Genomic DNA, 20,275 nt, shown 5'->3' with positions numbered 1-20,275 from the left:
CGCTCTTCCGATCTCGATTTGACGGACGCCTTCGCCGGCAAGCCGGGCTCCTACAGGTCTGCGGGCGGCCACACCACATCAACCTCCATTCACGGTTTTTCCCGTTCCAACAATTGCCGCTTGCGCTCCACCCCCCAACGATACCCCGACAAATTGCCATCACTGCGCACCACCCGGTGACAAGGAATCGCAACCGCCAGGCTGTTCGCGCCACAGGCTTGTGCCACGGCGCGAACAGCCTTGGGAGCGCCGATGCGCTGGGCGATATCGGCGTAGCTGGCGGTGCTGCCGGCGGGGATTTCCCGCAGCGCTTGCCAGACTCGCTCTTGAAACGCCGTGCCGCGCACATCCAGCGGCAGGTCCAGGCCCAGGGCCGGCGCCTCGATGAAGCCCACGACCCTGGCGATCAGCTGTTCGAAGGCCTGGTCGGCGCCGATCAGATTGGCGCGGCGAAACTTGTCCTGCAGGTCGCACACCAGTTGCTGCGGATCATCGCCCAGCAGAATCGCGCAGACACCACGCTCGCTTTGCGCCACCAGGATCGCGCCGAGGGAACACTGGCCAACCGCAAAACGAATGTCATTGTTTTGCCCTGCACCACGGTAATCCGTGGGTTTCATGCCCAGCACCTGATCCGCCGCCTCGTAGAATCGGCTGTTGGAGTTGAAGCCGGCATCGTACAGCGCATCGGTGACCGAGCGACCATCCACCAGCCGCTCGCGCACCCGGCGGGAACGATGGGCCGCGGCATAACCCTTGGGCGTCAGGCCGGTCACGGACTTGAACACCCGATGGAAATGAAAGCTGCTCAAACCTGCTGCTTCAGCAAGCTCATTGAGCGCGGGCAGCGCCTCGGCGGTTTCGATCTGGCGACACGCGGCAGCGACGGTGGCGGCATGTTGCGCGGCGACCGCGCTTTGATCCTTCGCCGCGCGCTTGCTGGGACGATAACCCGCAGCCTGGGCCAGTTCGGCGCTGTCGAAGAATTCGACATTCTGCGGTTTCGGCAAGCGCGAGAGGCTGCTGGGGTTGCAGTAGATCCCGGTGGTTTTCACCGCATAGACAAACTGCCCGTCCGCCTGTGGATCGCGGGCGACCACCGCGGCCCAGCGTGGATCGTTTTCGGTGCTGATGATTGTCGATTGGCTTGTCATGGCATTACATCCTTTGACCCGTTTGCCGCAGATTAATCGCCGGCCCCTGTGTCCACACTCCGGCGCTTGCGGTCAAACTCCACGGCATCATCGCGCGGTACGAAAGGTGAAGTTGATCCGCTGTTCGCCCAGGCGCGGGTGCTGGCCATCCTTGATCGGCAGGACGCCGTGATAACGCAAGCGATCGACGCCGCCCCAGACCACGATGTCGCCATGCAGCAGCGGCAGCCGTTGGCTCTTGTCGCTGCGCGAGAAGCCGCCGAACAGGAACATCGCCGGCAACCCCAGCGATACCGAAACGATAGGTGCAGCGTAGGATTTTTCATCCTTGTCCTGATGCAGGGACATTTTCGCCCCAGGCACATAACGATTGATCAGGCAGGAGTCCGGCACGAAATCTTCAAATCCTGCCTCCCGGGCCGCCGCCTGCGCCAGCTGGAAAAAAACCTCGGGCATGGGAGGCCAGGGCAGGCCGGTCTGCGGGTCGTCGCGGGTATAGCGATAACCACTGCGGTCGGTGGTCCAGCCCCAGGTTCCGCAACTGCTCAGGGCGACCGACATGGTGAAGCCGCCAGGGGTGACCATTTGCCGGAACGGTGCGGCCGCCAGCACGGCTTCCAGTGCCGGCAGCAAACGTTCCAGCCAGGGCAGGGCAAAGCCCCTGAGGACGTAGGATTGTTCGCCGATCTGCTCGCGCCGGCGCTGCTGTTCGGGCTCGAAGTCGGCAAACAGGTCTAGGGTGGTCGGGTGCATGGTGCTCATGATGCGTCGTGAAAGATGATCCCAAGGGTATGCCGTTGTCCGCTGTGCAGGCGACTGACGCCGTGGCGCAGGGTCACCCGATAGTAACCGCGCACGCCTTTGACCGGGCGCTGGTTGACCGCAAAGATCAGGCCGTCGCCTTTTTTCAGACCGATGACCTGCGGGCGCGACTGCATGCGCGGACGCTGCTCGGTGAGCACGAACTCACCGCCGGTGAAGTCTTCCCCCGGTTCTGACAGAAGAATCGCCACCTGCAGTGGGAAGACATGCTCGCCATACAGATCCTGGTGCAGGCAGTTGTAGTCCTGGGGGCCATATTGTAGCAACAGCGGTGTAGGACGCTGCTGGCCGGCGGCATGACAACGCTCGAGGAAGGCCGGGTGGCTGTCGGGAAAACGGCTCGGCAGGTCCATCTGCTCATGCCAGCGATTGGCAATCGGCACCAGTCGCGGGTACAGCACACTGCGCAGGCGGGCCACCAGCGGCGGCAAGGGGTAGTCGAAATACTTGTACTCGCCACGACCAAAACCGTGGCGGGCCATGATCACCTGCGAGCGAAAGGGTTCGGTTTGGCCGTACAAGGCGCTGATCCGGTCACAGGCCTTGTGGCTCAACAGCGACGCGATGACCGCGCAGCCGTCCTGATCGAGTCGCTGTTCCAGCAGGGGCCAGTCCAGCCTGTCCAGATATTGCTCGCTCATTGCCGAGGCCCTCAGGTCATTGAGGTGGCGAGACTAAGCGGCATTGCCGATTTGAACACTCCGACACTTGCGGTCAAATGTCGGCGGGGAGCAGACGTCCATGTTCGCTGGGGGCAATGTTACAGCGCTTTGCTGACGCTGATGTCGCTGATGACGTCTTCCTGGCCATGCAGGGCGTCCAGCGCGGCTTTGGCTTCTTCTGCCGTGCCGTTTTCCAGCTGGGCGAATTCGAAGCGGCGTTCGCCATTGAGTTTGTACTTGATGACGTATTTGGTCGTCTGGGCCACGGTCATACCTGCCTGTGTGCGTAGAGAGTCGCTGCTCAGCTCAGTTTCGAGCTGGAGCGCCGGATGATCTTGATCGAATGGGTCAGGGTCGGCTTGCGCGTCACACTGATCGGCCGGCGGTTGACCGTGTCGATGGTGATGTTCCAGAACCCGGTGCTCGGCGCGGTGATGCGGGCCGGGAAGGTGTCGAACGCGCCGCCGTGATAGGTGTGACGACCGCCATTCTTGAAGCTGCGGAAGTTGGCGTCGTTCATCAAGCGTATGTTGCACGTTTGCGAGCATTGAATGACGACGATGTCGTCTTCGTTGAGGTGCTCGCGCTGGTGGATAAATTTCATGAGGCGCCTCCAGAAGGGCTTTTTCTACAAAATCAAAACGATAGCATGGTCGATTGGCGCAGTTTATCAGCCCTGAGGCGTTATTATCCGGCTGTGCGGGCCCGGTGGAGCAATAAAAACGCAGATTGCGCGCACCCGGGAAGAAAAAAGCACTGCGCCTTGGAGAAAACCCGTGTTTGAGCTGTCGGAGGGTCTTTAACGGAGGTTTCATATGAAGTGGGGCATGTTTGGCTTGTCGGTCTTGGCAATCAGTGGTTGTGCAAGCGTCTCGGAGATCAACCAGACGTTGCCGACCATGAGTGTGATTTCAGGCAAGAAGCCCCATGAGTACGCGCAGTGCCTGAGCGAAAAACTCGCCGAGAGCCGTGGCGCATTGCAAATCGAGGAGCAGAAAGACGGGGTGCGAGTGATCGTGCCGCAGAAGCTGTCATCCGGCCCGGCGGCGGTGTTCGATATCGAGGATCGCTCCGGTGGCAGCAGTATCAAGCTGCATGAGCGCATCTCCAACGTGCCAATTCGCCCCTTCGATGTTCGCGATGCCGCCACGGCGTGCATTTCCGGCTGATAGACTGTCGACCGTCAGCACCGATGCCGCCAAAGCAAGGCTTTTGGCGGCATTGTCATTTCTGGAGTCGAGCATGAAGCGAGAGAAGGTACGGGAGCGGCACGCAGAGGGCCACATCTGCGCCACCCATGTGATTCAGAACCCGGCGAATCCGGGTGAATGGATCGTGTTTTTCAAGAAAAGCGCCGGGCGCAGTTTTTTCCTGGTGGACGATAGCGACGAAGTCGAATCCTTCGGCAGTCTCGACGAGTTGGTCGAGACCGTACGCGGCCTGGGGATCAAGTTCGCGGAAATCCACATGTAGGGCACGCGGCCCTATTTGCAGACCACCACCACACTGCGGTTCTTGAAGTTGCCAACGTCGACGCCCAGGGTCTTGTCGCTTTCCTCAGGGGAAGGTGTGCCGTCAGTGCCGACGATCCGGTAGCCGGTACCGGCGCAGGAGGCATCGGCCTTTTCGTAACAGGTCGCCCAGGAATTGGCCTCGCCGGAGCAGTCGATCGCCAGGCCTTGTTCGCCATTGTTCAGGTAAGTGGTTTCGGAGGTTGCGCAGCCACTGAGGGCCAGCACCGCAATCAGCGGCAAAAATTTGGTCATGTCGTTGTCGTCGTCAGGAAGAGAGGGCAAAGCCTGTGACAGCGTGGGCGGCAAAAGGTTATAGCGAAAGGCCACTTCTTCCGGCATTCGCAAAAAAAGCCCTGCACAAGGGCAGGGCGTCGGGCCGGATCAGTTCTTGTCCTTGCCCCGTCGTTTCGGTGCCGGGTGTTCCAGTTGCAACACCGATGCCACTTCGATCGCCATGGCTTCGGATGGGAAAGGTCCGGCAATGTTCTCGCCGCCAACGCCGGCTACCCACCACTGGCCGTCTTTGGCCTTATTGATCAAGTACCCGTTGACGCTTTTTGCTTCTGACATCTATTTGCCTCGCTGGCTGGTTCAATGGCGCCATGATACCGCCAAATGCACCGATCGGGTGCCGATGGGCGCACGGTGGTGCGCTTGCCCGTTGGTTGACTTGTCGTGCAAGTCTGGTGGACTCTGCTATCAATAACAGGCTGCTGATCCATTCGCGGTGCTCGCTGCGGAACTAACAGCGAGAATATTTCTCTATGATGGCATCGGTTAGCCAGTGCGGGGCATTGTAAGGTGTACGCCGCCTGATTAGACTGCGCCGAAACTCGTACACACAGCCCTTTCAAGGACTTATATGATCAAGAAATGCTTGTTTCCAGCAGCCGGTTACGGCACTCGCTTCCTGCCAGCGACCAAAGCCATGCCCAAGGAAATGCTGCCGGTGGTAAACAAGCCACTGATCCAGTACGGCGTCGAAGAAGCACTGGACGCTGGCCTGACGGAGATTTCCATCGTCACCGGTCGCGGCAAGCGCGCCTTGGAAGACCATTTCGACATCAGCTACGAGCTGGAAAACCAGATCAAGGGCACCGACAAGGAAAAGTACCTGGTCGGCATCCGCAAGCTGCTCGATAACTGCTCGTTCTCCTACACCCGCCAGACCGAAATGAAAGGCCTGGGCCACGCGATCCTGACCGGCCGTCCGCTGATCGGCGACGAACCCTTCGCCGTGGTACTGGCGGACGACCTGTGCGTCAACCTCGATGGCGACGGCGTATTGACCCAGATGGTCAAGCTGTACAAGCAGTTCCGCTGCTCGATCGTGGCCATCCAGGAAGTCGACCCGCAAGAGACCAACAAGTACGGCGTGATCGCCGGCGAGATGATCCGCGACGACATCTACCGCGTGCACAGCATGGTGGAAAAACCAAAACCGGAAGATGCGCCATCGAACCTGGCCATCATCGGTCGCTACATCCTGACCCCGGACATCTTCGACCTGATCGAACAGACCGAGCCAGGCAAGGGCGGTGAAATCCAGATCACCGACGCCCTGATGAAACAGGCCCAGAACGGCTGCGTGATGGCCTACAAGTTCAAGGGCAAGCGTTTCGACTGCGGCGGCGCCGAAGGTTACATCGACGCGACCAACTTCTGCTTCGAGAACTTCTACAAGACGGGCAAGGCTTACTGATAGCGCCCCGGCCGCTTGTATTGAAAAGCGATCTTCACAGGCTTTAATCAAGCTGAAGAAGGTTTAAACAAACGCCCCGACTTGATCGGGGCGTTTGTTTTTGTGGGAGCTGGCCTGCCGGCGATGGCGTCCTGACAACCCACCAACCTTTGGTTGCTGCACCCGATCCCCTGTAGGAGCTGGCTTGCCAGCGATAGCGGACTGACCGCCGAAGTATCTCTCGCAGCCGTACTCGATCTACTGTGGGAGCCAGCCAGCCTGCTGGCGATGGCGGCCTGAAAGTCGACCTGGATTTTGTTGACCGAGTACATATCCATTCCTGCGGTAACGGCCACTTATGGTTTCGCTCCTACAGCGAGTCACTTGGAAAAGCCTGAAGGAGCAGCCGGTCGACGCTCGATTGCTCGCGAAGAACATGAGAGCACCGCGTGGTGTCAGGATCCCCGCGTCATCGTTGACCTCCATCGCGAGCAAGCTCGCTCCTACAGGGGGATGGAGGCAGCTAAAAGTAAGCGTATAGCCAACACACGTTCACATGACTGAAAGTGTGTGGTTCAGTCCGTCGACTGCATCCAGTATTTGCCGTACCCGATCTGTAACGGATATGTCCCCCTCAAGCTTTAAGACACTACAGGTAAGCGTAGACAGCCATTCCTGATGCCTGGCCAAGCTACGTCCAGGGACGCCCCCCTCATCATACTGAGCTGCCCAAGCCAGAAACTCCGGCTTTGCTTGACCGAAGCGTTTTACCTCTCGACGTTTTAGTCTCTCTAATCTGAGTTCAACAGGAAGATAAAGGAACACCACAAGATCAAATTCGCTCTCAAGCGGTTGACCCCAGCCCATTCCAGATCCGGCAACCACTGCACGGCCATGAGAGCGCATTTCTTGTAGCAAGCGCTCTCCTCGTTGCGTTTTGTCTGCCAGATGCTGATATGGCGGGTTACTGGGCAGCCACAAAAAATCATCTGCTTCCAGGTGAGTTGTGCTCAGTTCCTTTGCTAAAGCAGCCGCTAAGGTCGAGGTGCCGGTACCTGCCGCGCCTGTGATCAAGATGTAACGTGCAGTCTCTTTTGTCATTTTGCTTTCGGCCGCTCTAAAACGAGTTTGCTATCTCCGATAAATTAACAATGCCCCACTGATGCGGCGGCAGTCGAGCGATCTCACTCGCCCGCTGCGTTGACAACCGCGTCAGAACATCTTTGAGATTGGCATGCGGATCATGCCCTTTCACTCGCGCCGACTGGATCAAACTCATGATCGCAGCTGCCCGCTTGCCGCTACGAAGCGATCCGGCGAACAACCAGTTGGAGCGTCCAAGCGCCCACGGCCTTATCTGATTTTCGACCGCGATATTATCGACGGGCACAGCGCCGTCCTCGACATATCGAGTCAGTGCCGTCCAGCGCTAGACGCTGTCCGGCGCCTATCATGTGGCTGCAGACTTGTCGGGTGATCAAGCAGGGGAATTGATGGCGCAGGCGGGAAGGGCATTCGAAGGTGGAATCGGTTTGGTTTCGTGGGTGACGTCCGGCCTGGCACTCATGGCAATTTTGATTGCGTGGCGCACTCTGCGGATTCCGAAAACGCAATCTGCAGAGAAGCGTTGACCGAAAACGGAGATTGGCCCGAGCATTTCAGCACAACGCTTGCTCAGCAGCCGTCCGCAGGTATGCTATTGGCCTGCCGAGGAGATTGAAAATGGCCTACGATTTTGACCTTTATGTGATTGGCGCCGGTTCTGGCGGTGTGCGGGCGGCTCGGTTTGCTGCCGGGTTCGGGGCGAAAGTGGCCGTGGCCGAGAGTCGCTATCTGGGCGGCACTTGTGTGAACGTCGGCTGCGTGCCGAAGAAACTGCTGGTTTATGGCGCGCACTTCGCCGAGGACTTCGAGCAGGCTTCGGGGTTTGGCTGGAGCCTGGATGAGGCGCAGTTCGACTGGGCGACGCTGATCGCCAACAAGGACCGCGAGATCAATCGCCTCAACGGCATCTACCGCAACCTGCTGGTCAACAGCGGCGTAACGTTGCACGAAGGTCACGCCAAGATCGTCGACCCGCATACCGTCGAGATCAATGGTGAGCGCCACTCGGCTGAAAACATTCTGATCGCCACCGGTGGCTGGCCGCAGATTCCAGAGATTCCCGGGCACGAGCATGCGATCAGTTCCAACCAGGCGTTTTTCCTGAAAGAGCTGCCCAAGCGTGTGCTGGTGGTGGGTGGTGGTTACATCGCCGTCGAGTTCGCCGGGATCTTCCACGGCCTGGGCGCCGAGACCACGCTGCTGTATCGCGGCGAGTTGTTCCTGCGTGGCTTCGACGGTTCCGTGCGCAAGCATTTGCAGGAAGAGCTGACCAAGCGCGGCATGGATCTGCAATTCAATGCCGACATCGAACGTATCGACAAGCAGGCCGATGGCAGCCTGAAAGTGACGCTCAAGGATGGCCGGCAGCTGGAGGCCGATTGCGTGTTCTATGCCACCGGTCGACGGCCGATGCTGGACAACCTCGGGTTGGAAAATACCGGGGTGAAGCTCGACAAGAAAGGTTTCGTCGAGGTGGATGACCTGTACCAGACGGCCGAGCCTTCGATCCTGGCCCTGGGCGATGTGATCGGCCGGGTGCAGCTGACGCCCGTGGCGCTGGCCGAAGGCATGGCGGTAGCGCGACGCCTGTTCAAGCCTGAGCAATATCGCCCGGTGGACTACAAGATGATCCCGACGGCGGTGTTCAGCCTGCCAAACATCGGCACGGTGGGTCTGACCGAGGAAGAGGCGCGGGAAGCTGGCCACGAAGTGCAGATCTTCGAAAGCCGGTTCCGGCCGATGAAGCTGACCCTGACCGAATGCCAGGAGCGCACGCTGATGAAGCTGGTGGTGGACGCCCAGACCGACAAGGTGCTGGGTTGCCACATGGTCGGTCCCGAGGCGGGTGAAATCGTCCAGGGCCTGGCCATCGCCTTGAAGGCCGGCGCCACCAAGCGCCACTTCGACGAAACCATCGGGGTGCACCCGACGGCCGCCGAAGAGTTCGTCACCCTGCGTACCCCGGTCGGCGCTTAATCGCCCTTGGCGACGCCTGGCGCTGCTGCAATGGCAGCGGCCAGGCGTACGCTTTCTTCCAGCTCTGCCTGGGTTTTCAGCAGTTCGATTTCCAGTGACTTGTTCGCCTGCGTTTGCTCCTCGACGCTCTGTTTGAGCGCCTGGCTTTCCAGCATGGCGACACGCAGGCGTTCCTGGAGGAGGGTGCGTTCGCTGTCGACCCGGTTGGCCTGGTCGAGCAGTTGATCCTGGCGGGTATTGCTTTGCTTGAGCTGCTCTTGCAATAGGCTCAGCTCGCGCAAGGTGCCGCGGTTCTCCGTCAGCAGGCGTTCGTTGTCGCGGTGCAACTGGGTGATTTCGTCCTGGCGCACCAAGGCACTCTGCTGAGCCTGGCGTAACTCCATCTGCAGTTGCTGCACCTGACCTTCGTGGCGGCTTTGCTCCTGCTCGCGCTGCTCCTTGACCGCGTTGCGGTAGTGCTCCAGGGCGTCACGGCTGTGCAGGTGTTTCTCTTCGAGCGAGCGAATCTGCTCGTCCTTGTCTCGCAAACGCAATTCGAAATCAGCCAATGCCTGGCTCTGTCCGGCATTGCGGGTCTGTTCGCCCTGAAGTTGATCGCGGGTGCTTTGCAGTGCCTCGGATTCCTGGGTCAGGGCCAGGCTTTGCAGTTCGTAGTGTTGCTGCAATTGCGTATTGGCTTGCTCGGCCTGTTGCAGCTGCAATTCCAGCGCCTTGCGTTGTTGCTCGTACTGCTCGCGCGCCTGGTCGATCGGTTCCTGCGCCTGCTCTTTAAGGCGCTGTGCCAGGCGCGTCACCAGGGCCAGCAACTCGTCGTCGATCGGCTCGGACGGCGTCTCGTCAGCGACCGGGGTGCTGTCGTCGAGCTCTTTCATATAGCGATGGATCGTGGTTTTCGAACCGGTATTGCCCATTTCGATGCGCACGGCATCGATGCTGGGGTTTTCGCCACGGGCAATGATCGCCAACCGCGCCGCTTGCACCACTTGTTTATTCACGCCGACACGGGCCATGAGATCTCCTGCGTTTTTACTGTGTGGTACGTACCACGTATATAAACATTGTACCATTCATTGAAGAAAGCTGGATATCTCATAATACTGATACGGGATATACTGGTATTACCCCGTGTCATATCGATTTTGAGGCGTTCGCGCCTCCAGATCCGTACACAAACACCGGCACCGCGTACATCCACCCGGCCAGCGTCATCGTTAACGTCCATCGCGAGCGAGTGCTCCTACAGTTGAAGCAAGGTTATTTACATGAGCGAGCTGGATCGTTACCTGCAAGCCGCCACGCGCGACAACACCCGTCGCAGCTATCGGGCGGCCATCGAGCATTTCGAGGTGAGTTGGGGAGGGTTCCTGCCGGCAACCGGCGACAGCGTGGCGCGCTATCTGGTGGCCCACGCGGGTGTGCTGTCGATTAACACCTTGAAGCTGCGCTTGTCCGCGCTGGCGCAGTGGCATAACAGCCAGGGGTTTGCCGACCCCACCAAGGCGCCGGTGGTGCGCAAGGTGTTCAAGGGCATTCGGGCGCTGCATCCGGCCCAGGAAAAACAGGCCGAGCCGCTGCAGCTGCAGCATCTGGAGCAGGTGGTGGCCTGGCTCGAGCTGGAAGCGCAAACCGCCCGGGCGCAAGGCGATCGACCGGGGTTGCTGCGGGCCAGGCGCGACACGGCGTTGATCCTGCTGGGCTTCTGGCGTGGTTTTCGCAGCGATGAGTTATGCCGCGTACAGATCGAGCATGTCCAGGCGAGCGCGGGTTCCGGCATCACGCTGTACTTACCCCGCAGCAAGAGCGATCGGGAAAACCTCGGCAAGACCTACCAGACCCCCGCGTTGCAGCGGTTGTGTCCGGTGCAGGCCTACATCGACTGGATCACCGAGGCCGCGCTGGTTCGCGGGCCGGTGTTCCGTGGCATTGATCGCTGGGGGCATTTGAGCGAGGAGGGCCTGCACGCCAACAGCGTGATCCCGCTATTGCGCCAGGCGCTGGAGCGCGCCGGCATACCCGCCGAGCACTACACCAGCCACTCCCTGCGCCGTGGGTTTGCCTCGTGGGCACACCAGAGCGGATGGGACTTGAAGTCATTGATGAGCTACGTCGGCTGGAAGGACATCAAGTCCGCCATGCGCTACATCGAAGCCAGTCCCTTTCCCGGCATGGCCCGTCTCGCGGAAAAGCCAATCGAGGCGTAAATTCGCTTTTCTTCTATTAATACTGTTGGCTAATAGCGAAAGCCAATCAGCGGCATGAGGTTTGCCAATGAGCCAACCGTCCGTCGAGTGGGTAAAGTCTCTCCATCAACTTCTTAACCCCTGACGGAGAGTCAACGATGCCTATCATCAACAGCCAAGTTAAACCATTCAAAGCTGACGCATTCAAAAACGGCGACTTCGTAAAAGTTTCCGACGCCGACCTGAAAGGCAAGTGGTCCGTGGTGTTCTTCTACCCGGCCGACTTCACCTTCGTTTGCCCGACCGAACTGGAAGACCTGGCTGACAACTACGACGCTTTCCAGAAACTGGGCGTCGAGATCTACAGCGTTTCCACCGACACCCACTTCGCCCACGCTGCCTGGCACAACACTTCGCCAGCCATCGGCAAGATCCAGTACACCATGATCGGCGACCCAACCCACGCCATCTCCCGCAACTTCGACGTGCTGATCGAAGAAGCTGGCCTGGCTGACCGTGGCACCTTCGTGATCAACCCTGAAGGCCAGATCAAGATCGTCGAGCTGAACGACGGCGGTGTAGGTCGTGATGCTTCCGAGCTGCTGCGCAAGATCAAGGCGGCCCAGTACGTCGCTGCTCACCCGGGCCAGGTCTGCCCAGCCAAGTGGAAAGAAGGCGAGGCCACACTGGCCCCGTCCCTGGACCTGGTCGGCAAGATCTAAGTCCGTGACGCGCTTCATCAGGGCGGACTTCCGCACCTTCTAAGCAAGCTGCACCGCCCACTAAAAACGCCCGGGCGAGATTCGCTCGGGCGTTTTTTTATGCCACACATTCAAGGAAATCGCCCGTATGTTGGACACCAATCTTAAAGCCCAGTTGAAATCGTACCTGGAACGGGTCACCCAGCCGATCGAGATCGTTGCCTCCCTCGACGACGGTGCGAAATCCCAGGAAATGCTCGCACTGCTGAAAGACGTAAGCAGTCTTTCCACCCAGATTACCTTGCTCGACGACGGTGATGACGCCCGCAAGCCATCGTTCTCGATCAACCGCCCGGGCGCGGATATCAGCCTGCGTTTCGCCGGCATCCCGATGGGCCACGAATTCACGTCCCTGGTGCTGGCCTTGCTGCAAGTCGGCGGTCACCCCTCCAAGGCCAGTGTCGAAGTGATCGAACAGATCCGCTCGCTCAAGGGCGAGTTCAACTTCGAGACTTATTTCTCGCTGTCCTGCCAGAACTGCCCGGACGTGGTCCAGGCGTTGAACCTGATGGCGGTACTCAACCCCAACATCCGCCACGTCGCCATCGACGGCGCGCTGTTCCAGGCAGAAGTCGATGAGCGCCAGATCATGGCGGTACCGAGCATCTACCTCAACGGCGTGAACTTCGGCCAGGGCCGCATGGGCCTTGAAGAAATTCTCGCCAGGATCGATACCAGCGGCATCGAGCGCCAGGCCGAGAAGATCAGCGCCAAGGAAGCCTTTGACGTGCTGGTGGTCGGCGGTGGCCCGGCGGGCGCTGCGGCGGCGATCTATGCTGCGCGCAAAGGCATTCGCACCGGTGTCGCGGCCGAGCGTTTTGGTGGGCAGGTGCTGGACACCATGGCCATCGAAAACTTCATCTCCGTGCAGGAAACCGAAGGGCCAAAACTGGCTGTCGCCCTGGAAGAACACGTCAAGCAGTACGACGTGGACATCATGAACCTGCAACGCGCCGACAAGCTGCTGCCGGGAAAAGACGGCGAGCTGCATGAAGTTCAGTTCGCCAGCGGCGCTAAGCTGAAAGCCAAGACCGTGATCCTGGCCACGGGTGCGCGGTGGCGTGAAATGAACGTGCCCGGCGAGCAGGAATACCGCAACAAGGGCGTGGCCTACTGCCCGCACTGCGACGGCCCGTTGTTCAAAGGCAAGCGCGTGGCGGTGATTGGCGGCGGCAACTCCGGCGTCGAAGCGGCTATCGACCTGGCCGGTATCGTGTCCCACGTCACGCTGCTGGAGTTCGATGTACAACTGCGTGCCGATGCGGTGTTGCAGCGCAAGTTGCACAGCCTGCCGAACGTGACCGTGATCACCAGTGCACAAACCACTGAAGTGACGGGCGACGGGCAAAAGGTCAACGGCCTGCGCTACAAGGATCGTCAGACTGACGAATTGCGCAGCGTGGAACTGGAAGGGATCTTCGTGCAGATCGGTCTGTTGCCCAACACCGATTGGCTCAAGGGCACCATCGAGCTGTCACCCCGTGGCGAGATCATCGTCGATGCCCGTGGCGAAACCTCGGTGCCGGGCATCTTCGCCGCTGGCGACGTGACCACCGTGCCGTACAAGCAGATCGTGATCGCAGTGGGCGAGGGCGCCAAGGCTTCCCTGAGCGCATTCGACCACTTGATCCGCACCTCGGCCCCGGCATAAACCGGGCGCTGAAAACACAAAACCCCATGAATGATCATGGGGTTTTTTGTGTCCGACACATTTCCAGATGTGGGAGCGGGCTTGCTCGCGAAAAGCGGTGTGTCAGCCGCCATCACTGCTGAATGACACACCGCTTTCGCGAGCAAGCCCGCTCCCACAGAGGGATATGCGGTGCGCGGTACAGTGGCGCGCACCTCGGCCCCGGCATAAACCGGGCGCTGAAAACACAAAACCCATGAGCGATCATGGTTTTTTTTGTCCGACACATTTCCAAATGTGGGAGCGGGCTTGCTCGCGAAAAGCGGTGTGTCAGCCACCATTACTGCTGAATGACGCACCGCTTTCGCGAGCAAGCCCGCTCCCACAGGGGGATATGCGGTGCGCGTTACAGTGGCGCGCACCTCGGCCCCGGCATAAACCGGGCGCTGAAAACACAAAACCCATGAGCGATCATGGTTTTTTTTTCCGACACATTTCCAAATGTGGGAGCGGGCTTGCTCGCGAAAAGCGGTGTGTCAGCCACCATCACTGCTGAATGACACACCGCTTTCGCGAGCAAGCCCGCTCCCACAGGGGGATAGGCGGTGTGCGTTAGAGTGGGGCTGGCTGGATGATTTCAACCCAATAGGCATCCGGGTCCTTGATGAACGCCAGGCTCTTCATGCGGCCGTCGTTCAGGCGCTTCTGGAAGTCGCAGCCCAGCGCTTCGAAGCGCTCGCACGCGGCGACGATGTCCGGCACGGAGATGCAGATGTGGCCGAATCCGCGCGGGTCGGTATTGCCATTGTGATAGGCAAAGTCCGGATCGTTTTCGGTGCCGTGGTTATGGGTCAGCTCGAGAATGCCGGGGATCGATTTCATCCACTGCGTACGCGCGGCGGCATCGGCCGGAATCTGGCTCTTGTCGACCAGGGCGAGGAAGTAGAGGCTGAATTCCGCTTCCGGAAAATCGCGTTTCTCCACCAGCGAGAAACCGAGGATGCGCGTGTAGAAGTCCAGGGACTTGGTGATGTCCTTGACCCGCAACATGGTGTGGTTGAAGACGAATTGCCGGGTGGCGGTGTCAGGCTGTGCGGTCACGCCGGGGAATGTGTTCAGTTCGTGCAGGCTCATGGGCCCTCCGGAAAATAATTGGGGCTGACGAATGACGACAATGATACGCATGGACGGCGACATCACCAAACCCGAAGCACCTGCTATTGCCTGACCGCCGGTCGAGGATCAGACTTCAGGGCTAACTGGCCGGGTGTTGATTGCAATGATTGGTTTGTGCAGGGCGTTGATTCTCTTGAGTGGTGTGCTTTCAGTCGCGGCGCAGGCTGATACCGATGAGCCGGTGGTGACCTGGCCGCCAGGCTGGCAGGTCGAAGAGGTTGCCCAGGGCGACGCTGGCGCCGGAGTCAGTCGCCAGCGTGCGGTCAAGAATGATGCGCAAGGCACGCCGGTGATGGTGATGGAACTGACCATGACCCGGGTGCAAAGCGGTCATCAGGTGAACCTGGAAGCGGTGTTGCTGGAGATGCGCAAGTCGGTGCAGAAAGACTTTTTCCAGGGTGGTTATCAAAGCGTTTGCAACCGGATTCACTCGACCACCTTGAGTCGCCTGGCGGCCCTGGAAACCACCTGCACCATCACCCAGAACGGCCGGCATGTGCTGTCTCAAACATTGGTCGCCGCGGTGGATGCCGATAAAGCGTACGTTCTTTCCTACGCCGGGCAGGCTGAGGCTTATAAGGCCAGCCAGAATGAAATAGAGGCGGCTCGTAACGGCTTGCAACTTTAGTTGAAGGCTTCAATGAACGCCGTTTTCATGCAGTGCCGAGAGTGTTGGATAGCCAAAAGGATTAAGCAGAAAGTTGCCCGGAAAGTACCGGTTGATCGGCCGAGATGCTTGCATTTAGATGCTATCAATGAAAAAAGCCCTGCATGTGCAGGGCTTTGTTTTTTTTCAGTAGGAAGGTTTAGCCACGCAGCCAGGAATCGACGGTGGCGGCACCGTATTGTTCCTTCCAGGCCTTCAGCCCGCGATGGTTGCCACCCTTGGTTTCAATCAGCTCGCCGGTATGCGGGTTCTGATAAACCTTGACCACGCGAGCGCGGCGGGTTTTCGGCGCGGCCTGTTGCAGACCGGATTTTGCCGGGTTCGGGTCGAGGATGGCGATGATGTCGCGCAGGCTCTTGCCGTAGGTTTTCATCAGCCCCTGGAGCTTTTCTTCGAATTCGATTTCTTTCTTGAGCCCGGCATCGTTCTTCAGGGATTCAAGCTGCTTGAGCTGCTCTTGAAGGGCCTTTTCAGCTGCACGAAATTCAGCGAGTCTGGACAATATCTTTACTCCAATAGTGTGTTTGGCTGATACCAACCGCAAACAAAGCTATAAGCCAAGAGCCTTGAAGCGACTCGGTGATAAATGGCTCACCTGCCAATCTAGCGCAGGCATGAAAAATTGTAGTAGTTAATTGATCAAGAGTAAATCATGTCTTTTTCTTCATGTAACAAGAGTTGTGCCTTGATACATTTTGGAGAGAGTGGTTGGCTGCTAAAGGCCACTAGTTAATGATCACTTAATGCGTTAATGAAGTCTGCCGCAGGCATCGGTCGGCCAAATAGATAACCTTGCAGGTAGTTCACATGGTGGGCGGTCAGGTAGTCACTTTGTTCCGGGGTTTCCACCCCTTCGGCAACCATGGCCAGATTGAGCTTGGCCGCCAGCTCGATGATGCTGTCCAGGATGTGGCTGGAGAGGGTGTCGACGCCGATCATGGCGACAAAGCTCTGGTCGATCTTCAGGAAGTCCACGTTGAACTGGCGCAGGTATCCCAGGCTCGAGTGGCCGGTACCGAAGTCGTCGATGGCGATCATCACGCCAAGGTCATGCAACTGCTCGAACAATTGATGGGTGATGGCCGTGGGCTCGATCAGCTTGCGCTCGGTCAACTCCAGGACCAGGTGGATGGAGCCGGGGGCAAACGCGTCGAGGAACTGGCGGCAATCCTCGACCAATGCAAGATCACGGCAATGATCGGCGGTGATATTGATGCCGATGTGAAACGGCTCGGTAAAGGACGCCGACCGCGGTGCCAGCAGCCGGGCGGTCTGTTCCATGATCGAGCGGGTCATGGGCACGATCAGTCCGCAGTGTTCGGCAAACGGAATGAACAGATCGGCGCGCACCAGGCCTTCCTTGGGATGGTCCCAGCGCATCAGCACCTCGACCCCCCTGCACTTTTTACTGTGCGCCTGCACCACCGGCTGGAAATATGGCACGAACTCTCCCGCGTCCAGTGCGCGTTGCATCTCAAGGGTCGGGGACGACGAACGTTTCTGGATGACATGCCCGATAAAACCGGAGATCACACCGAAAAACAGCAACAAGCTGAACAGTGGCGGATATTCACTGCTCATGTACCGCCACACTTCGCCTGCGGGGAAACCGGCCTTCACACTGAAGGGATAACGCGAAGAGGTCAGACTGTTTTCTGCGACGGGGAACTCGGGTGGGTCGCCAACGTGAAAACTACCGTCGGCGGACAACCAGTTAGGCCCTACTTGCAACAACAGAAGTTTCTGTCGCCCGATCAGGCGCAAGAGATTACTCAGGTGGTATCCGTCCAGCGTGCTCATGGCGCCCCGTTTGCCGTCGCTGATTCTATAGACCAGTAAGGCGGTGTCGGGCGTTACCGGGTTGCCCTTCATCAGCAACAGCTGGCCGTTGGCAAAGTCTCCCGAAGCGATTTTTTCGTGATAATCGCCGAACAGGGAACTGCAATAGATAGTGTCGTCCCACAGCAGGTTGGTTGAGCGCACGAATGGACGCTTTGTTACCTGCTCGCGCAATGCCAGGTTGACGTCAATGCAACTCTGGCCGGCCAACGGCAATAATTCGCGCGCTGCCTGGGCGGTGTTGTCGAGCATCAGTTCGAACTGGCGAAGCGCTTCCTCGGCGGTGTGCTCGGTACTGTGCCGGAGTACACGTTCGGCCTGCATATGCAGAATGGCAAAACCCAGCAGGATCGGGAGCAGTCCACTCAACAGGGTCACGGCGACCCTCATGCGGCGTTGTCGGGCTTTGGTTTTCAGTGGCATTCGCGAAACCTGTATCGATGAAGTCGGGCTCTCAAAGGCTGGCGGGGCGTGAGGCCTCCCATGAAGAGTTCAGGTACGGGGCAGGATAGTTGGCCCTTCAGGAAAAAACGATGTCTACGCGTGAACAGGGTGATCCTGGCGGGGATTTACCTGTGCAACAAACCCCTTGCACGGTGAGGGAAAAAGGGGATTTGATACAGGAGGCGGACAAATTGATTTACGCTGTGTAGAATCAGGTTACGCATACAATAATAATCGTCTTCTGGCAGCAGAAGCCTCGCCCTCAGAGCCTCGGGTCGACAATGAAGATATTCGGGTTTCAATTGATCTACGGTGACTTCCTCGCCCGCAGCGTGCGGGGCATCTCCTGCGCGCCACCCACCGGTCTCAGTATTGCTGGCAACTAACCTTTGTTAATTCCAAAAGCATGATGAGGCGCCAACCATGGCAGATTTATACGAAAACCCAATGGGCCTGATGGGCTTCGAGTTCATCGAACTGGCATCGCCAACCCCCAATACCCTGGAGCCGATCTTCGAGATCATGGGCTTCACCAAGGTCGCGACCCATCGCTCCAAGGACGTGCACCTGTATCGCCAGGGCGCGATCAACCTGATCCTCAACAACGAACCCAACAGCGTCGCCTCGTACTTCGCCGCCGAGCACGGCCCGTCGGTGTGCGGCATGGCGTTCCGCGTCAAGGATTCGCAAAAGGCCTACAACCGCGCCCTGGAACTCGGCGCCCAGCCGATCCACATCGAGACCGGCCCGATGGAGCTGAACCTGCCGGCGATCAAGGGCATCGGCGGCGCGCCGCTGTACCTGATCGACCGTTTCGGTGAAGGCAGCTCGATCTATGACATCGACTTCGTGTTCCTGGAAGGCGTTGACCGTCACCCGGTCGGTGCTGGCCTTAAGATCATCGACCACCTGACCCACAACGTGTATCGCGGTCGCATGGCTTACTGGGCGAACTTCTACGAGAAGCTGTTCAACTTCCGTGAAATCCGCTACTTCGACATCAAGGGTGAGTACACCGGCCTGACCTCCAAGGCCATGACCGCCCCGGACGGCATGATCCGCATCCCATTGAACGAAGAATCGTCCAAGGGCGCCGGGCAGATCGAAGAGTTCCTGATGCAGTTCAACGGCGAGGGCATCCAGCACGTGGCCTTCCTGTCCGATGATCTGCTCAAGACCTGGGATCACCTGAAAAGCATCGGCATGCGCTTCATGACCGCGCCGCCGGACACTTACTACGAAATGCTCGAAGGCCGTTTGCCCAACCACGGTGAGCCAGTGGGCGAGTTGCAGGCGCGCGGCATTCTGCTGGACGGTTCGTCCGAGTCGGGCGACAAGCGCCTGCTGCTGCAGATCTTCTCGGAAACCCTGATGGGGCCGGTGTTCTTCGAATTCATCCAGCGTAAAGGGGATGACGGTTTCGGTGAAGGCAACTTCAAGGCGTTGTTTGAGTCGATTGAGCGGGATCAGGTTCGTCGTGGTGTGTTGTCCACTGATTAATGGGTTAGCGCTGTAAAACTGTGGGAGCGGGCTTGCTCGCGAAAGCGGTGTGTCAGTCACAAGTAACGTTGACTGATACACCGCTTTCGCGAGCAAGCCCGCTCCCACATTTGTTTTGTGTTGGATTTACGGTCGGCGATGCCGAACGAGATGCTTGAACCCTTCAAACACCAACACCACTACCGCCATCCAGATCGGAATATAGGTCAGCCATTCACCAGGCTTGATACTTTCCCCCAGCAACAACGCCACCCCCAGCAACAGCACCGGTTCGACGTAGCTCAACAGCCCGAACAGGCTGAACGGCAGCAAGCGACTGGCGATGATGTAGACCACCAGCGCCGACGCACTGATCAGACCAAGCAATGGAATCAGCCACGCCAGCGCCGGATGCTGATCGAAGACACCGAAACCTTGCTCGCCACCGTGCACGAACCAGTAGGCGATCGGCAGCATCAGGGTCATGTCCACCCAGAGCCCGCCAAGGTTGTCGGCCTTCAGCCATTTGCGCAGCACGAAGTACAGGGGATAGCCGATGACCACCACCAGTGTCGCCCAGGAAAATCCGCCGACCTGATACAGCTCGTTGACCACGCCGAGGCTGGCGAAGAACACCGCGACTTTTTGCAGGTAGGACAGCCGTTCGCCGTAGGCGATACGCCCGGTCAGGACCATGGCCAGCGGCAACAGGAAGTAGCCCAGGGACACATCGAGGCTGTAGCCATTGAGCGGGGCCCACATGAACAGCCAGAGTTGAACACCCAGCAGCGCTGCCGACAGTATCAGGCCGCCGATCAGCTTCGGGTGCGCGCCAATCCTGCGCAGCAGGTCGATCACCCGCCGCCATTCCCCGGATACGAGCATGAACACCGTCATGCACGGCACCGTCAACAGCATGCGCCAGCCGAAAATCTCCACGCCGCTCAAGGGCTTGAGCAACGAAGTGTAGTAATACATGACGGCAAACAGCACCGAGGCTGACACCGATAAAGCGATACCTTTAGACAAGCTGTCCTCGCGAGGTTGAACGTAAAACGGGGTGCGGAGGATACGTGGTTTTTGTGCTGAATATTGGCCGGATGATCAATATTTACAACGACCCTGTAGGAGCGAGCTTGCTCGCGATGAGCGAATGGTCACCGCGGGCATTCAGTCTCCCCGCGT

The 20,275-nt window shown here is 58.9% G+C and carries 22 protein-coding genes and 1 pseudogene; 9 read left to right on the top strand and 14 right to left on the bottom strand.

All coding sequences use genetic code 11. The features are described from left to right. Positions 1-89: 89 nt before the first annotated feature. From ada to NPS56_RS25170, 5 genes are all read right to left on the bottom strand, one after another. Complete coding sequence (ada, locus tag NPS56_RS25190) at positions 90-1,154, bottom strand: bifunctional DNA-binding transcriptional regulator/O6-methylguanine-DNA methyltransferase Ada (RefSeq protein ID WP_274077155.1); 1,065 nt, start codon at positions 1,152-1,154, stop codon at positions 90-92. Positions 1,155-1,241: 87 nt separating this feature from the next. Beyond that, on the bottom strand, positions 1,242-1,907 hold the full coding sequence (gene alkB / locus NPS56_RS25185; protein ID WP_274077158.1) for a DNA oxidative demethylase AlkB: 666 nt from the start codon (positions 1,905-1,907) through the stop codon (positions 1,242-1,244). 5 nt (positions 1,908-1,912) lie between these two features. Continuing rightward, a complete protein-coding gene (locus tag NPS56_RS25180; protein ID WP_274077154.1) occupies positions 1,913-2,617 on the bottom strand; it encodes a 2OG-Fe(II) oxygenase in 705 nt (234 codons plus the stop codon). Positions 2,618-2,736: 119 nt separating this feature from the next. Beyond that, on the bottom strand, positions 2,737-2,904 hold the full coding sequence (locus NPS56_RS25175) for a hypothetical protein (RefSeq protein ID WP_274077159.1): 168 nt from the start codon (positions 2,902-2,904) through the stop codon (positions 2,737-2,739). Between the two features lie 35 nt (positions 2,905-2,939). Beyond that, the gene (locus NPS56_RS25170; RefSeq protein WP_008065357.1) at positions 2,940-3,242 is read right to left on the bottom strand and encodes a DUF1883 domain-containing protein; all 303 of its coding nucleotides are present in this window, start codon (positions 3,240-3,242) and stop codon (positions 2,940-2,942) included. Between the two features lie 211 nt (positions 3,243-3,453). On the opposite strand from NPS56_RS25170, the gene NPS56_RS25165 reads away from it, so the two are divergent. Both NPS56_RS25165 and NPS56_RS25160 read left to right on the top strand, forming a co-directional pair. Next, positions 3,454-3,807 carry a hypothetical protein gene (locus tag NPS56_RS25165; protein ID WP_274077153.1) on the top strand — a complete coding sequence of 118 codons (354 nt, stop codon included), beginning with the start codon at positions 3,454-3,456 and terminating at the stop codon, positions 3,805-3,807. Between the two features lie 73 nt (positions 3,808-3,880). After that, on the top strand, positions 3,881-4,111 hold the full coding sequence (locus NPS56_RS25160) for a hypothetical protein (RefSeq protein ID WP_274077152.1): 231 nt from the start codon (positions 3,881-3,883) through the stop codon (positions 4,109-4,111). 11 nt (positions 4,112-4,122) lie between these two features. Here the strand turns inward: NPS56_RS25160 and NPS56_RS25155 are convergent, their stop codons facing one another. Then, a complete protein-coding gene (locus NPS56_RS25155; RefSeq protein WP_274077151.1) occupies positions 4,123-4,404 on the bottom strand; it encodes a hypothetical protein in 282 nt (93 codons plus the stop codon). A gap of 129 nt (positions 4,405-4,533) precedes the next feature. After that, positions 4,534-4,722, bottom strand: a complete 189-nt coding sequence (locus NPS56_RS25150) for a hypothetical protein (protein ID WP_110747774.1) — start codon at positions 4,720-4,722, stop codon at positions 4,534-4,536. A 292-nt stretch (positions 4,723-5,014) separates the two neighbouring features. Between NPS56_RS25150 and galU the strand changes: the two genes are divergently transcribed. Next, on the top strand, positions 5,015-5,854 hold the full coding sequence (gene galU / locus NPS56_RS25145) for a UTP--glucose-1-phosphate uridylyltransferase GalU (RefSeq protein WP_274077150.1): 840 nt from the start codon (positions 5,015-5,017) through the stop codon (positions 5,852-5,854). A 531-nt stretch (positions 5,855-6,385) separates the two neighbouring features. Here the strand turns inward: galU and NPS56_RS25140 are convergent. Both NPS56_RS25140 and NPS56_RS25135 read right to left on the bottom strand, forming a co-directional pair. Then, positions 6,386-6,934: an AAA family ATPase gene (locus NPS56_RS25140; protein WP_274077149.1), complete on the bottom strand. Its 549-nt coding sequence runs from the start codon at positions 6,932-6,934 to the stop codon at positions 6,386-6,388. 16 nt (positions 6,935-6,950) lie between these two features. Next, positions 6,951-7,262: pseudogene (locus NPS56_RS25135) on the bottom strand (IS66 family transposase); the annotation flags it as partial. 293 nt (positions 7,263-7,555) lie between these two features. On the opposite strand from NPS56_RS25135, the gene gorA reads away from it, so the two are divergent. After that, positions 7,556-8,914 (top strand): glutathione-disulfide reductase, encoded by a 1,359-nt coding sequence (gorA, locus tag NPS56_RS25130; protein WP_274077148.1) that lies wholly within the window; start codon positions 7,556-7,558, stop codon positions 8,912-8,914. Here gorA and NPS56_RS25125 read toward each other — a convergent pair. Continuing rightward, a complete protein-coding gene (locus NPS56_RS25125) occupies positions 8,911-9,924 on the bottom strand; it encodes a DNA-binding protein (RefSeq protein WP_274077146.1) in 1,014 nt (337 codons plus the stop codon). The two genes, gorA and NPS56_RS25125, sit on opposite strands and share 4 nt — an antisense overlap. A 252-nt stretch (positions 9,925-10,176) precedes the next feature. On the opposite strand from NPS56_RS25125, the gene NPS56_RS25120 reads away from it, so the two are divergent. The 3 genes from NPS56_RS25120 (at position 10,177) to ahpF (ending at position 13,506) form a co-directional block, all read left to right on the top strand. After that, the gene (locus NPS56_RS25120; RefSeq protein ID WP_274077145.1) at positions 10,177-11,115 is read left to right on the top strand and encodes a site-specific integrase; all 939 of its coding nucleotides are present in this window, start codon (positions 10,177-10,179) and stop codon (positions 11,113-11,115) included. A gap of 137 nt (positions 11,116-11,252) precedes the next feature. Further along, on the top strand, positions 11,253-11,816 hold the full coding sequence (gene ahpC / locus NPS56_RS25115; RefSeq protein WP_007975937.1) for an alkyl hydroperoxide reductase subunit C: 564 nt from the start codon (positions 11,253-11,255) through the stop codon (positions 11,814-11,816). Positions 11,817-11,943: 127 nt separating this feature from the next. After that, positions 11,944-13,506 (top strand): alkyl hydroperoxide reductase subunit F, encoded by a 1,563-nt coding sequence (gene ahpF / locus NPS56_RS25110; protein ID WP_274077144.1) that lies wholly within the window; start codon positions 11,944-11,946, stop codon positions 13,504-13,506. Between the two features lie 591 nt (positions 13,507-14,097). Here the strand turns inward: ahpF and gloA are convergent. Continuing rightward, positions 14,098-14,619, bottom strand: a complete 522-nt coding sequence (gene gloA, locus NPS56_RS25105; RefSeq protein ID WP_274077143.1) for a lactoylglutathione lyase — start codon at positions 14,617-14,619, stop codon at positions 14,098-14,100. A gap of 145 nt (positions 14,620-14,764) precedes the next feature. On the opposite strand from gloA, the gene NPS56_RS25100 reads away from it, so the two are divergent. Continuing rightward, positions 14,765-15,289 carry a DUF4946 domain-containing protein gene (locus tag NPS56_RS25100; protein ID WP_274077142.1) on the top strand — a complete coding sequence of 175 codons (525 nt, stop codon included), beginning with the start codon at positions 14,765-14,767 and terminating at the stop codon, positions 15,287-15,289. A 178-nt stretch (positions 15,290-15,467) separates the two neighbouring features. On the opposite strand, the gene NPS56_RS25095 is transcribed toward NPS56_RS25100, so the two are convergent. Both NPS56_RS25095 and NPS56_RS25090 read right to left on the bottom strand, forming a co-directional pair. Then, complete coding sequence (locus NPS56_RS25095; RefSeq protein ID WP_008065377.1) at positions 15,468-15,830, bottom strand: histone-like nucleoid-structuring protein, MvaT/MvaU family; 363 nt, start codon at positions 15,828-15,830, stop codon at positions 15,468-15,470. Positions 15,831-16,057: 227 nt separating this feature from the next. Next, complete coding sequence (locus NPS56_RS25090) at positions 16,058-17,590, bottom strand: cyclic diguanylate phosphodiesterase (RefSeq protein ID WP_274077141.1); 1,533 nt, start codon at positions 17,588-17,590, stop codon at positions 16,058-16,060. A gap of 444 nt (positions 17,591-18,034) precedes the next feature. On the opposite strand from NPS56_RS25090, the gene hppD reads away from it, so the two are divergent. Then, complete coding sequence (gene hppD, locus NPS56_RS25085; protein WP_274077140.1) at positions 18,035-19,111, top strand: 4-hydroxyphenylpyruvate dioxygenase; 1,077 nt, start codon at positions 18,035-18,037, stop codon at positions 19,109-19,111. Positions 19,112-19,237: 126 nt separating this feature from the next. On the opposite strand, the gene rarD is transcribed toward hppD, so the two are convergent. After that, positions 19,238-20,119, bottom strand: a complete 882-nt coding sequence (gene rarD / locus NPS56_RS25080) for an EamA family transporter RarD (protein ID WP_274077139.1) — start codon at positions 20,117-20,119, stop codon at positions 19,238-19,240. Positions 20,120-20,275 lie beyond the last annotated feature (156 nt).

Source organism: Pseudomonas putida (genome assembly GCF_028682635.1).
Classification (GTDB): Bacteria; Pseudomonadota; Gammaproteobacteria; order Pseudomonadales; family Pseudomonadaceae; genus Aquipseudomonas; species Aquipseudomonas putida_AE.
This window is presented reverse-complemented; position numbering and strand designations above follow the sequence as displayed.